Here is a 13,298-nt window from a genome sequence, read left to right as displayed (position 1 = left end):
ACTCGCGGAAAAACAGCGGAACGATGGGGTCGGTGGCTGTATCGAAGAGCGATGTCGCTTTTTCAGATGTAGACCGACCGAACCGACTCGACAAGGTCGTCGGGTTCCGCGCTTCCCGTCACCGTCTCGCGGCACTCGCCGTCGCGAAAACAGAGGAACGACGGTGCCGCCGTCACGTCGAACTCACGTCGAAACGCCACGACGTCGTCACCATCCACACCAGCGAACCCTACCTTCTCGGGGATCCCCGCCCTGATTTCGGATAGTTCGTTCGCAATCGCCGCACACGGTTCGCAGTCGCGTTTCCACACCGAAATGATGCAATCGGGGTGCCGCCCGAGAAAGTCGGAGTAGGTTTCGTCGGTGAGCGTTTCTATCCCGTCGGGAACCGGCGATGATGGACCGATACGTGCGACCATCTCGGCCATCACTCCGAGTTCCGCGACCGTATACTCGCCGTTTACGTGTGCGCGGAGCGCGAGGTAGTAGCTGAACCCGGTCCGGGTCACGTCGCTGTCGCGAGCTTCCTCGCACGAGATGTCGAACGTTTCGGCGACGCTTTCATCGAACGCGTCGGGTGTAATGCTCGCGTAGGTGTCGAGGTATATCGACCAACGATGTTCGAAATCGTCCGCCAGCGAGACGGTGCCGTTCTCGATGACGACGTCCTCCGCGACGAGTGCGTCGAACAGCGCGTCCGGGTCGTTGGGTTCAGACGCCAAGGTATCGCTCCCTCGTGCCTTCGTCGTCACGGAGTTCGTCCGCGGTGCCGTCGAAGACGATTTCACCCTGATCGACGACGTAACACCTGTCGGCGAGTTTGATCGCGGCCGCTGCGTTCTGCTCGACCAGCAGAATGGTCGTTCCGGTCTCGCTGATTCGGCGGATGGCGTCCTCGACGTTGGCGATTATTTGTGGAGCCAGTCCCTCGTACGGTTCGTCCAACATCAGTAGGTCGGTGTTCTGTTTCAACGCTCTCGCGATGGCGAGCATCTGTTGTTCGCCGCCCGACAGCGTTCCGGCCCTCTGGGTCTGTCGCTCCCGAAGGCGCTCGAATTCGTCGTACACGTCCTCGGTCGTCATGCCGACGTGTTCGACCTGCGGTATCGAGCGTCCGACCGTGTTCGACTTGTTGTGAACGACCTCCGCGAGGTGAAGGTTTTCCTCGACGGTGAGGTTGGGGAAGACGCGCCGTTCCTCGGGGACGAGCGAGATTCCACGAGTGGAGATGTCTTCCGGTTCCATCGTCGTAATGTCTTCATCCCTGAATCGAACCGACCCATCGCGAACGTCCGGCGGACGTGCGCCAGCGATGCTCCGGAGCGTCGTCGTCTTGCCCGCGCCGTTGCGCCCCAGGAGTGCGCACACCTCGCCTTCCTCGACGCGCATCGTCACGTCCCGTAGGATGTGGCTTTCACCATAGTATGCGTCCACGTTATCGAGGCTGAGAAGGCTCATAACTCGACACCTCCGAGATATGCCTCCTGAACCTCCGGATGACCCTGCACCTCGTCGGGAGTTCCCTGAGTGATGACGCGCCCACGATTCAGCACGACGATGCGGTCGGAGACGTTGAACACGATTTCCATGTCGTGTTCGACCAGCAGGATAGTAAGGCCGAGTTCCTCCTTGATCCGTTCGATGAGGTCAACTGTCGCATGCGTCTCTTCGGGCGACATCCCGGCCGTAGGTTCGTCCATCAGCAGTAGGTCGGGTTCGCTCGCCAGCGCGATACCGAGTTCGAGACGGCGTTTGTCGCCGTACGGCAAGTCGGCGGCCGTAACCTCACGCTGACCGAGCAATCCGACCGAATCCAACGTCTCTCGGGTCAGCGTGTCCACCGCCGAATACTGTCGCTGATGCCGAAGGAAGTTGAACCTGAACGATCCGTGTTCGGCGGCGAGCGCCGCGATTCGGGCATTTTCCTCGACGGTCAGGTCAGGGAAGATGGATGCTGTCTGGAACGATTTGCTGATGCCGGATTGAACGACGTCGTGCGGTTCGAGGCCGATTATCGACTCGCCCTTGAACCGGATATCCCCCTCGGTCGGGTCGAGCATTCGCGTAATGAGGTTGATAAGCGTCGACTTTCCGGCACCGTTCGGACCGATGACGCTGATGCTCTCGTTCTCGTGGACTTCGAGGTCTACATCGTCCACCGCGACGAGGCCGCCGAACTCCTTGGTGAGCCCGTTGGTTTTCAGGAGCGCCATCAGTTATCACCCTCCTGTTCGGTATCGGGTGATGGAGTCGAAATCATATCACGCAATCGACCCACGATTCCCCAGATTCCCTCCGGAAAGAGGGCGATGACGGCGACGAAGACGAGACCGAGGATGAGATGCCAGTACGGTTGGATTGCGGAATTGGCGCTGACGACGTTCTCGACGTAGAGGTAGACGCCGGCACCGACCATCGGGCCGACCATCGACCCGACGCCGCCGAGGACGGTCATGATGACGATTTCACCGCTGGTCGTCCAGTACAGCGATTCGACGGGGACGTATGACCCGTGGACGACGAACAGGCTTCCGGCGACACCGGCGAACGCCCCCGAGAGGATGAACGCCATCAGCTTGTACCGCCAGACGTTCAGCCCGACGAACGACGCGCGTTGTTCGTTCTCCCGAATCGCCTTGAACACCAACCCGTAGGGGGAATGAAGGATTCGAACGACGGCGGCCACACAGAGAACGGTGATGGCCCCGACGAAAATGTAGAGCCAATCGCCGAGCAGTGGAACCGGCGTGTTGAGTGGAATCGACTCGAACGCGGCGAACGCATCGAGGAAGCCGAAGAGATTCCCCACCGTCACGTCGGTAAAACCGTTCTCCCCGTTCGTCAGCCCCTGAAGGGGGGAAAGCGCGAGATAGTAGGCCATCTGGCCGAACGCGAGCGTCAGAATGGAGAAGTAGATACCGCCACGTCGGAGCGAGACGAAGCCGAGTATCCACGCCAACAGCACGGCGAACAGGGTTCCGAACAGCACCATGAGTATTGGACTGCCGCTCACGCTCGCGCTGAAAATGCCGGCAGCGTAGGCCGCGCCGCCCCAGAAGGCGGCGTGGCCGAACGACAACAGCCCCGTATAGCCGAGGAGCAAATTGAACCCGAGCGCGAAGATTCCCCAGATGAGTATGAGCGACGCCAGCGACTGATAGCCCTGAAGAAGGTCGCTGATGACGGGCGCACGAACGAACAACCACGGGAAGATCGCGACGACGATTGCCGTGAGGGCGACGACCGAGCGCTCACTATCGCCGACTCGTTCCCACATCGAGACGCGTCCCGATTCGACGACCGAACCACCGTCACCGGTCGGTTGTTCGGCAGTCTCGTCGTTCATGGTGCTACCTCCTCGCTCCCGAGCAGGCCTTGTGGGCGCGTTAGCAGGATGATCGCGGCGAGAACGTAGATGCCGACCTGCGACCACTGTGGCGCGACTGCGACGAGCGACGAGAGGGTAAGCCCGATGAGGATTCCGCCGACGACAGCGCCCCGAATGCTACCCACACCGCCGATAACGACGACGAGGAAGGAGGGAACGAGAACGTCCATCCCGATGTTCGGATTCACCGCGTAGAGCGTCCCACCGACCACGCCGGCGATACCTGCGAGTGCTGCACCGACTCCGAACACCATGAGATACGGTCGGGTGATTTTCACGCCGAGCAGCCGAACCATCTCGGCGTCGCGTGTCCCCGCACGCACGACGAGGCCGAAATCCGTGTATTCGATGAGGAGGTACACGAGCGCGACCAAAACGGCAGTGATAGCGATGACGTAGAGCCGCCAGATTCCGATAGTACCTACCACTGGGAGGCTGATCGGACCGCTCAGTTGGAGTTCGAGCGGACCCAAACTGGTCCGGGCGGGTCGAGCGAAGTTGTAGCTCTGACCGCCGAACAGGATCTTGAACGCTTCCTGCACGACGATAGCGAGGCCGAACGTGAGCAGGATTTGGTCGGTATCGGGGCGATCGTAGAACGGTCTGGCGACAAACCGTTCCATCAGAAGACCGACCCCAAACACGATTATCGGAACGATGATGAGTGCTGGGAGGAATCCCCAACCGAGACCGACTTGCCCGAATCCCCACTCGGCCAGTTTCCCGTCGCTAACTCGAATGGTAAGCGTAATGAGGAGCCCGAGATACGTCCCGATGAGATACAACGCCCCGTGAGCGAAGTTGACGAACTTCAGCGTACCGAGAATTATCGACAGACCAATAGCGACCAACACGTAGATGGCCCCCTGCTGAAGGCCGTTCAGCAGGATCGTCGCTAGTTGTGAAACGATGCTCACGTCTTCCCCTCCCCGCGATGTATAGATATCATGTGTCTGTAATTTGTATCGTCTATGGTAGTCATACTCTCTCACTGTGGTCACGTGCTACCGAGCATAGGCGTTGGCGTGCATCGTAACCGACCCGATTATTTGTACGGACCCAGGTCACACTCCGCGGCTGGCCCCTGCCCACACTCGTATCCGAGTTTGTCACGGGACGTGATTTGGACGATTTCGAAGTACTTGCCGGATTTTTGCTCGGATTTCGGCAGTCCCTTCACGACCGGTACCGCGCGTTGGGCTTGGTGGTCGCACTTGCGCATCGTCTCCTGTTCCATCCCGAGGTTGCTATACTCGTGACCTTCGAGCTGTTTGATGACCTCCGGGGGATAGAACGTCCCGGCTCGCTCGGCCGCCGCCGCGTACTGGAGCGTCTGGGCGTACGCGAGCTGGGCGGGTCCCGATGGAACCCGGCCGTTGTACTCCTGTCCGAAGAACTTCGTGAACGAGTTCGAGGGCTCGTTGTCGATCTGTGAGTCCCACGCGACGGTGCCGTAAATCCCCTCGATTGCGCCGCCCGCGGCCTGCGCCATCGGACGGTTGTAGAGGGGCATCACGATTTCCATATTCTGATCTAGCCCCGCTTGAATCGCCCCTTTGAGCGAGTTCGCACCGTCGAGCCCGTAGTGGTTCAAGAACAGGGCGTCGGCTCCGGAGTTGGCCGCCTCCGAGAGATACGAGTTGTAATCCTTGGTTCCCAGCGGCGTGGCCACGCTATTGACCTGCGTCCACCCCTCCTTCTCGAAGAACTGCTTCATCGATGCCTGCTGTGTTTTCCCCCAACTGTAGTCGGCGTACAGTTGGTAGAACTTGAGATCCTTTCCGTACTCCTTCGTCACCACGGGTGCGAGTGCCTGCCCCGTCATGTAGGCGTTGAACATCTCACGGAAGCCGTATCGTTCGCAGTCTTTCCCCGTCGTATCGTTGGAGTGCGTCAGACAGGCCATGAACATGACCTTCTTCTGCTGACAGAGCCCTTGGACGGCGATAGCCACCGCACTCGACGACCCGCCGGATATCATCATGACGTTGTCACGGCTTATCATCCGCGACGCTTGCTTGCGGGCTTGGTCCGAGTCGGTGCCCGTGTCGCCGGTCACGTAATCGACTTGTTTGTCGAGGATGCCGTCGCCAGAGAGGTCTTCCCAGTTGTCGACCCAGCCGCCGCCGTTGTTCAGATGTTTTACCGCGAGTTTGTACGCTCGAAGTTCGTCCTTTCCCTCTGAAGCGTAGGGACCCGACTGGGGTACGTTGAATCCGAACGTGACCTTGTCTCCTTGGACCGGGAAGTTCCCGAGCGCTGGGTAATCCCCGTTGTTACCACCGCCGCCGCCACCGCCGCCGTCACTCAAACAGCCAGTGAGTCCAGCGATACCTGCAACGCCTGCCGCACCGGTCATCTTCACCACGTCTCGACGGGTTTGACCCGTGCCATCATTTGCCATGACACCAGATGTAGATTTAGGACTATTAATTGTTTCTATGCTTTTTTACACTATATACTGATTAAAATGTCTCCATTCCGGAAGTTAAATGTGAGTAAAACCGCCTCCGTCTACGGGATCGCCGTTCTCGCGAGCCACCGCTTACACGACGCAGAGCAGTTCCTGTTTTCTTCGGATCATATTCATCCCTGTCCGACCATCCGGTCCTCGTCGTCCCACTCCCGTTCGCGAAGTTCGTACTTTTGGACCTTTCCGGTCGCTGTCGTCGGCAACTCGTCCACGAACTCCACATGGCTGACCGCTTTGTACCCGGCCATCTGCTCCCGCGTGAACTCGCGGATTTCCTCCTCCGTAACGCCCGGTTCGTCGGGGTCCCCGGTCGCCGGAATGATGAACGCCTTCGGCGTCTCTCCCCACTCGTCGCTCGGTGCCGGAATAACCGCCACGTCGCTCACTTTCTCGTGATCGAAGAGGGTATCCTCCAGTTCGATGCTGGAGATGTTTTCGCCTCCACTGATGATGATATCCTTTTTGCGGTCCTGTATCGACACCATGCCGTGTTCGTCAACGACCGCGAGGTCGCCCGTGTGATACCAACCCTCCCGACGGTCGGTAAACGCCTCCTCGGTCGCGTCCGGTTTCTCCCAGTAGCCTTCCATCACCTGATTGCCACGGACCACGATTTCGCCGATGGAGGCGTTATCCCGCGCCACGTCCTCGCCGTCCTCGTCCACCACTGCGACTTCGGTGCCGAGGTAGCCGATTCCCTGTCGCTTCTTCAAGGAGAACCGCTCCGAGCCATCGCCCAACAGCCGTCTGGCGTCCGAGGTGGTGATGAGCGGTCCCGTCTCGGTCGCGCCGTAGACGTGTTTCAGATACCACCCGAAATCGTCCTCGACGGTCCGGATAGTCGCTTCCGGCGGGGCACTTCCCGCGGTCCCGACACGAACCTCGTTCTCGCCGGTCGTCTCAGGATCGTGTTCCTCGTAGTATTCGATGAGCATGTTTAGCACCGTCGGCGCGGCACAGAAGTACGACACGTCCTCGTCCATCACCGTCTCGAAAATCGCCGCCGCGTCGATACCGCGGGTGCAGACGTGTTTCGCACCCATTCCCGTGACTGCGTAGATGTGTCCCCACCCGTTGACGTGGAACATCGGGAGCGTCCAGAGGTAGGTATCGTCGTCTCGAATTTCCTGATGAATCGTGATGAGATAGGCGTGGAGCGCCTCGGTTCGATGGGTTCGCATTACTCCTTTCGGGTCACCCGTCGTTCCGGACGTGTAGTTGATGGTGATTACCTCGTCCTCGTCCATCTCCGGCCGTTCGTAAACAGGGTCGGTCTCCGCGATGATGTCCTCGAAGTCCTCCCAGTCGCCCTCGGTTTTTTCGGCGTCGTTGCTGATGAACGTCTTCGTCGGCACGTCGTCGCGAATCGCCTCGATCTTCGGAGCATATTCGTGATCCGCGATTATCGCATCGACTCCGGCGTCGCTCAGGATGTAGGCGAAATCGTTCGACGTGAGGCGGTAGTTGAGCGGCGTGTGAATCGCGCCCAACTGCATGATTCCGTAGGCCGATTCGAGGTGGTAATGCGTGTTCGGGTCGAGAACGGCAACCCGGTCACCTTTCTCGATACCGCGCTCCGCGAGCGCGGCCGAGACGCGGTCGGCGCGCTCGCCGAATTCGCTGTAGGTGTATCGTTCCCCCGTCGTCGCCACGACCGCTTCCTCGTCGCCATAATAGTCCCGTGCTCGGTCTAAAAAGTCGGTCACGAGTAGTTCCCGCTTCATACTGGATTTTCCATCACAGTTCATGATATAGATTTGGGTCACGGGAACAGTTGCGAAATGATGGGACGAGTTGGATGATGACACCAATCCGTACGAGTAACTCCCCGCGAAACGGGTTCCGGTTTAGTAGCGAGCGGATGGTCGCGGAGAATGAGTCACTCCACGACTATATCTACCGTTTTCGTACGACATCGGATCGTGGCAGGTCGCTCAACGATAACCAGACCGCTCGACACTGGTAACCGACAAAAAATTCCTCTCGAAGTCCGTCGTCGGACGCTACTCCTGAACCTTTCGCTGGATGTCCTGAACCACGTCCGGGTTCCGGAGCGTGGACGTGTCGCCGAGTTCCTCGTCGTTGGCGATATCCTCCAGTAGACGCCGCATGATTTTTCCGGAGCGCGTCTTCGGCAGTTCGGGAGTGAAGATGACGTCCTCAGGTCGCGCAATCGGGCCGATGGCGTCTTCGACGCCCGCGACGATTCGGTCGTACAGTTCCTCGTCGCCCTCGGTCCCTTCCTCCGTGATGACGTAAGCGTAGACCGCCTCGCCCTTTACGTCGTGATGGCCACCGACGACTGCGGACTCCGCGACGCCTTCCACGCCGACGATGGCGCTCTCGATTTCCATCGTTCCGAGGCGATGGCCCGAAACGTTGAGCACGTCGTCCACGCGGCCGAGAACGGTAATGTAGCCGTCATCGTCCAGTTTCGCGCCGTCCTCGGGGAAGTACACCCACTCGTCCGCGTCGGGGTCTGAGTACTCCTGCCAGTATTCGGAAATGAAGCGGTCGTCGTTGTTGTAGAGCGTCCGCAACATCCCTGGCCACGGTTTCTGTACGGTCAAATATCCCGCGCGTCCCGCGCCGACTTCTTCACCCTTCGTGTCAACGACCGTTGCGTCGATTCCGGGGAGCGGAGGTCCCGCACTGCCGGGTTTCATCGTCCCGATACCGGGCAGGGTCGTCACCATCATCCCGCCGGTTTCCGTCTGCCACCACGTGTCCACGATGGGACATTCCTCGTGGCCGATGTGTTTGTAATACCACTTCCACGCCCGCGGGTTGATGGGTTCGCCGACCGTTCCGAGCAGTCGGAGCGACGAGAGGTCGTGTTTGTCCGGATGTTGGTGGCCCCACTTCATGAACGCCCGAATCGCCGTCGGGGCGGTGTACAGTTGGGTCACCTCGTAGTCCTCCACGATTTCCCAGAGACGGTCTTTGTCCGGGTAATCCGGCGTCCCTTCGTACATCACGCTGGTCGTTCCGAGCGCGAGGGGTCCGTAGACGATGTACGAATGGCCGGTAATCCAGCCGATGTCGGCCGAACACCAGTAGGTATCCTCCGGTTTGACGTCGAGGACGGCGTGACTCGTCCACGCCGCATACGACAGATAGCCCGCCGTGGTGTGCTTGACACCTTTCGGCTGGCCGGTCGTCCCCGAGGTGTACATCAAAAAGAGCATATCCTCGGCGTCGCGCTGGACGGGTTCGACCTCCGCGCCCTCCTGTTCGGCCACGAGGTCATCGTAATCGAGTTCCCCGTTCTCCATCGGGTGGTCGTAGTCGTCGCCGAGACGGTCCACCACGATGACGCTTTCCACGTCGTGGCCTACATTCGAGAGGCCTTCGTCGGCTTTCTCCTTGTGCTGGAGCGGGTCGCCGCGGCGGTAATAGCCGTCGCAGGTGACGAGGTACTCCGAGTCCGCGCTTTCCATTCGTGTGGCTAACGCGTCCGCAGAGAATCCGGCGAAGACGACGCTGTGGGGTGCGCCGATTCGCGCGCAGGCCAGCATGGCGATGGGAAGTTCCGGAACCATCGGCATGTACAGCGTCACTACGTCGTCTTCCTCGACGCCTTGCTCACGCAGCGCTGAAGCGAACTCGTTCACCTCGCGGTGGAGGTCTTCGTAGCTGTACGTTCGCGTCTCGCCGAGCTCGCCGACCCACTCGATGGCCGCCTCGTCCCCTCGGTCATCCAAGTGGCGGTCGAGGCAGTTGTACGAGGCGTTCAGCGACCCGCCCGTGAACCATTCGTAAAATGGCGCGTTGCCGTCGTCCAGAACGGTGTCGTAGTCCTCGTACCAGTCGAGCAGGTCTCCTGCCCGTTCCCAGCACTCCGGCCAGTTCTCCTCGAACTCCTCGTAGATTTGCTCGTCGGCGACGTTCGCCTGTGCAACGAACGATTCCGGTGGCTCGAATGATTCCGCCTCTTCGAGCCGTGCTTCGAGTTCCACGGTATCGTCTGGCATATATCCATGCTAGCATGCTTTAAGGAGCGGTATAAAGATATGCTATCTTCACCGACCAGTTCGAGAACTGAAGTCCACCTGCCGTTCGGTTCGTCCGTCGAACCCCTACCGGGTCCCCGAATCGGATATCTCGTCGGGCTCGCTCCAGTCCCCCGATTTCGACCCCGATTCGTTCACGTTCGCGATCTCGACGTTGTCCCGAAGCCACGCAACCGCCGCCGAAATCTCGTCCGCATCCGTCGATGTTACCTTGAGACGACCGGGCGTGTCACCCCGTCCCGGATAGCTTCCGACCGCGACATCGAACCGGTCTCGAACGCCGGCGAGGACGGTTCCCAATGCCCCCTCCGGGGCTGGCGTATGTATCGTCTCGGAAACGACCGCACCGTCGAACTCGTCCGCGATGAGTTCGAACATCGCTTTCATCTCGCGAGGAATGCCGGGAAGTACGTATACGTTCTCGACGACACACCCCGGTGCCCATCCCGCATCAGTAATCAGCGGCCGCCCTCCCGTCGGTAGTTCCGCGGCTTCGTCCAGATCCAGTTCGAGGTCGTACTCGTCAGTCAGTTCGAGATTTTCGGCCGCGAACTTCCGCGCCTTCGCTTCGAGTCGATCTCGTATCTCGGTATCGACCGTGGCGTTTCGGTCGAACGCCATCGCCACCGCATCCATCGTCACGTCGTCGGGCGTCCCACCGAGACCGCCGGTGACGACTACCGCGTCGAACGATTCGTGCCAATCGTAGACGCGACGAGCGATGACGTCGGCATCGTCGGGGACGGTCAGGATTCGCCGCACTGACCCGCCACGGTCGTGTATCTCCTCGGCCAACCACGCCGCGTTCGTGTTCACGGTGTCGCCCGCGAGGAGTTCGTCACCGACGGTGAGGATCGCGACCTGCATGAGGTCACACTAAGGGACTCGATGGGTAAAGTCGCTCCGCTGAAGGCGAGCGTCGTCGATCATCGTGTATCATAACCGCTACGAAATAAAGCACAATAACGCTAGCCGAACCGTCCCCCGCTCAGGCCAGTCCGATTTTCTCCTGATAGCTTCCGTGCTCCGCCTCGAACACGTCCATGATCTCGCCCATCGTCGCGTACGCTTTCACCGCATCGACGATGGCGGGCATGACGTTCTCGTCGTTCTGGATGGCGTCGTCAAGTTCGTCCAGTGCAGCCTCGACGGCCTCGTCGTCGCGTTCCTCTTTGACTTCCGCGAGACGCGCGAGCTGGCGGTCCTGGGTCTCTTCGTCCACCTTCAGAATCTCCGGTTTCGTGTCCTCCTCCATGTCGTACTTGTTGACGCCGACAACGATTTCCTCGCCGTCCTCGACGCGCTCCTGGTATTCGTAGGAGGATTCCTGAATTTCGCGGTGGAAGTAACCGCGGTCGATGCCTTCGAGCACACCGTCGCGCACCGAGCCATCGCCCATCTCCTTGATCTCCTCGATGTACGCCATCGTCTTTTCCTCGACTTCCTCGGTCAGGGATTCGACCGCAAAGCTGCCGCCGAGCGGGTCGATGATGTCCGCCGCGCCGCTCTCCTCCGCGATGATCTGTTGGGTACGTAGGGCGACCCGAACGGCCTCCTCGCTCGGCAATGCGAGTGCTTCGTCGAAGCTGTTCGTGTGGAGGCTTTGGGTACCCCCGAGCACCCCGGCAAGCGCCTGAATCGTCACGCGGACGATGTTGTTCAGCGGTTGCTGGGCGGTCAGCGACTGTCCAGCAGTCTGCGTGTGGAACTTGAGCTGTTTCGATTTCGGGTCTTCCGCGCCGTACCACTCGTCCATCACTGTGGCGTAGATCTTCCGGGCCGCGCGGAACTTGGCGATCTCCTCGAACAGCGAGTTGTGGGAGTTGAAGAAAAAGGAAAGCTGTGGCGCGAACTCGTCCACGTCGAGGCCACGCTCCATCGCGTCCTCGACGTAGGCGAAGCCATCGGCGAGCGTGAACGCGAGTTCCTGCACCGCGGTCGAACCGGCCTCGCGGATGTGATAGCCGGAGATCGAGATCGGTTTGATGTTCGGCGTCTCCTCCACCGCGAACTCCACGGTGTCGGTGACGACGTCCAGTGACGGCTTTGGCGGGACGACCCACTCCTTCTGGGCGATGAACTCCTTCAGCATGTCGTTCTGGAAGGTGCCGCGAATCTGATCGCGCGGGACGCCCTGCTGGTCGGCCAGCGCGACGTACATCGCGAAGATGACCGGCGCGCTCGGGTTGATGGTAAAACTCGTCGAGACCTCGTCCAAGTCGATGCCGTCGAAGAGGATTTCCATGTCGCGGAGGGTGTCCACCGCGACACCCTCCTTGCCGACTTCGCCGTCGGAAAGCGGGTCGTCCGAGTCCTTACCCATCAGGCTTGGCATGTCGAACGCCGTCGAGAGGCCGGTTTGCCCGTTGTCGGTGAGGTAGTGGAATCGGTCGTTGGTCTCCTCCGCCGTGCCGAATCCAGCGAACTGGCGCATCGTCCACGTCCGACCGCGGTACATCGTCGGGTAGACGCCGCGCGTGTAGGGGTCCTCACCTGGGAAGCCGAGTTCCTCGTCGTAGTCGATGTCGGCCACGTCATTCGCGTCGTACAGGCGGTCCACTTCGAGATTGGAGACCGTCGCGAAGCGGTCCTTCCGCTCGCCGAACCGCTCCAGCACGGGCGAGAGGGTGTCTTCGTCCCACTCCTCTCGTTCCTGCTGAATCTTCTTCAAATCGTCCTCGTCGTACATGTACGTCATTTCTTCCGGGCAATCCATTAAGGATTCGGTGGCGGGTTGGGAAGTGAGTGGGGTGTCGTCTATCCGGTCAAAGCAGTGCGTTCAACGCTTAAACCACCAGTGTTGGAACGAGCGTAATGCAGTTCTTGAATGGGTTACGATTTATTTTCGGATTTCTACCTCGGCAGGCGCATACGCAGTCCTCTTCATCCACCTTCAGGACCGAACGCCACCCATCCACATTCTCTCTCACCCGAGAACCGACACGGAAACGCGGTGCGACCCACCCACCGTCTCAATTTCAACCGTCTCCACGATATGTTCTCGAACCCCCTTCCGCCACGCCGACACCACCGCAGTGTGGCGCTCGTGGTGGGCTTCCACGTCGTACTCACTTCTGGTTTCGGCCACACTCGGATCGGTGTCGTCAATTTGTGGATACGGCGGCACCTCGTCAGCGACGAGGTGCCGCGGTGGGATTCGAATCGGGGCGGAACCACCTCGTCCGTCGTCCGCCGGTTCCGTCGCCTGCACCACGTGGAGGCGGGCGCGCACCCGTCCGGCGAAGGGGGCCGTGATTCGAAGGACGGCCTCTCGACCCCGTTCGGTCGCTTCGAGCGCGGTCACCACGTCGTCCGCGTGAATCACGACGACACGGATAACTGTCGGGTCGTCGCTCTCACCGGGCATGAGTTTCGATGGGCACCGAGGCGAATTGTAGATGTCGGTGGGGTTCGATGGGCTCGA

The 13,298-nt window shown here is 60.2% G+C and carries 11 protein-coding genes; all 11 read right to left on the bottom strand.

The window, feature by feature from the left end; translation table 11 throughout:
• Positions 1 to 62 precede the first annotated feature (62 nt).
• The 11 genes from OOF89_RS11345 to OOF89_RS11295 all read right to left on the bottom strand — a co-directional run bounded on the left by OOF89_RS11345 (position 63) and on the right by OOF89_RS11295 (position 13,241).
• Positions 63 to 722, bottom strand: a complete 660-nt coding sequence (locus OOF89_RS11345; protein ID WP_266076178.1) for a thioredoxin family protein — start codon at positions 720 to 722, stop codon at positions 63 to 65.
• On the bottom strand, positions 712 to 1,458 hold the full coding sequence (locus tag OOF89_RS11340) for an ABC transporter ATP-binding protein (protein WP_266076176.1): 747 nt from the start codon (positions 1,456 to 1,458) through the stop codon (positions 712 to 714). Before OOF89_RS11340 ends, OOF89_RS11345 begins: the two co-directional genes overlap by 11 nt.
• Complete coding sequence (locus OOF89_RS11335; RefSeq protein WP_266076173.1) at positions 1,455 to 2,213, bottom strand: ABC transporter ATP-binding protein; 759 nt, start codon at positions 2,211 to 2,213, stop codon at positions 1,455 to 1,457. The genes OOF89_RS11340 and OOF89_RS11335 overlap by 4 nt, the downstream gene beginning before the upstream one ends.
• Positions 2,213 to 3,346 carry a branched-chain amino acid ABC transporter permease gene (locus tag OOF89_RS11330; protein WP_266076172.1) on the bottom strand — a complete coding sequence of 378 codons (1,134 nt, stop codon included), beginning with the start codon at positions 3,344 to 3,346 and terminating at the stop codon, positions 2,213 to 2,215. The genes OOF89_RS11335 and OOF89_RS11330 overlap by 1 nt, the downstream gene beginning before the upstream one ends.
• On the bottom strand, positions 3,343 to 4,305 hold the full coding sequence (locus tag OOF89_RS11325) for a branched-chain amino acid ABC transporter permease (RefSeq protein ID WP_266076171.1): 963 nt from the start codon (positions 4,303 to 4,305) through the stop codon (positions 3,343 to 3,345). The genes OOF89_RS11330 and OOF89_RS11325 overlap by 4 nt, the downstream gene beginning before the upstream one ends.
• 128 nt (positions 4,306 to 4,433) lie before the next feature.
• A complete protein-coding gene (locus OOF89_RS11320; RefSeq protein ID WP_266076170.1) occupies positions 4,434 to 5,792 on the bottom strand; it encodes a substrate-binding protein in 1,359 nt (452 codons plus the stop codon).
• A 182-nt stretch (positions 5,793 to 5,974) separates the two neighbouring features.
• Positions 5,975 to 7,585 carry a long-chain-fatty-acid--CoA ligase gene (locus tag OOF89_RS11315; protein ID WP_266076168.1) on the bottom strand — a complete coding sequence of 537 codons (1,611 nt, stop codon included), beginning with the start codon at positions 7,583 to 7,585 and terminating at the stop codon, positions 5,975 to 5,977.
• Positions 7,586 to 7,864: 279 nt separating this feature from the next.
• Positions 7,865 to 9,835, bottom strand: a complete 1,971-nt coding sequence (acs, locus tag OOF89_RS11310; protein WP_266076166.1) for an acetate--CoA ligase — start codon at positions 9,833 to 9,835, stop codon at positions 7,865 to 7,867.
• A gap of 105 nt (positions 9,836 to 9,940) precedes the next feature.
• Positions 9,941 to 10,741: a competence/damage-inducible protein A gene (locus OOF89_RS11305; RefSeq protein WP_266076164.1), complete on the bottom strand. Its 801-nt coding sequence runs from the start codon at positions 10,739 to 10,741 to the stop codon at positions 9,941 to 9,943.
• A 121-nt stretch (positions 10,742 to 10,862) separates the two neighbouring features.
• Positions 10,863 to 12,563, bottom strand: a complete 1,701-nt coding sequence (locus OOF89_RS11300; RefSeq protein WP_266076162.1) for an acyl-CoA mutase large subunit family protein — start codon at positions 12,561 to 12,563, stop codon at positions 10,863 to 10,865.
• Positions 12,564 to 12,800: 237 nt separating this feature from the next.
• A complete protein-coding gene (locus OOF89_RS11295; protein WP_266076160.1) occupies positions 12,801 to 13,241 on the bottom strand; it encodes a hypothetical protein in 441 nt (146 codons plus the stop codon).
• Between the last annotated feature and the right edge of the window lie 57 nt (positions 13,242 to 13,298).

The sequence above is a fragment of the Haladaptatus caseinilyticus genome (genome assembly GCF_026248685.1).
Classification (GTDB): Archaea; Halobacteriota; Halobacteria; order Halobacteriales; family Haladaptataceae; genus Haladaptatus; species Haladaptatus caseinilyticus.
This window is presented reverse-complemented; position numbering and strand designations above follow the sequence as displayed.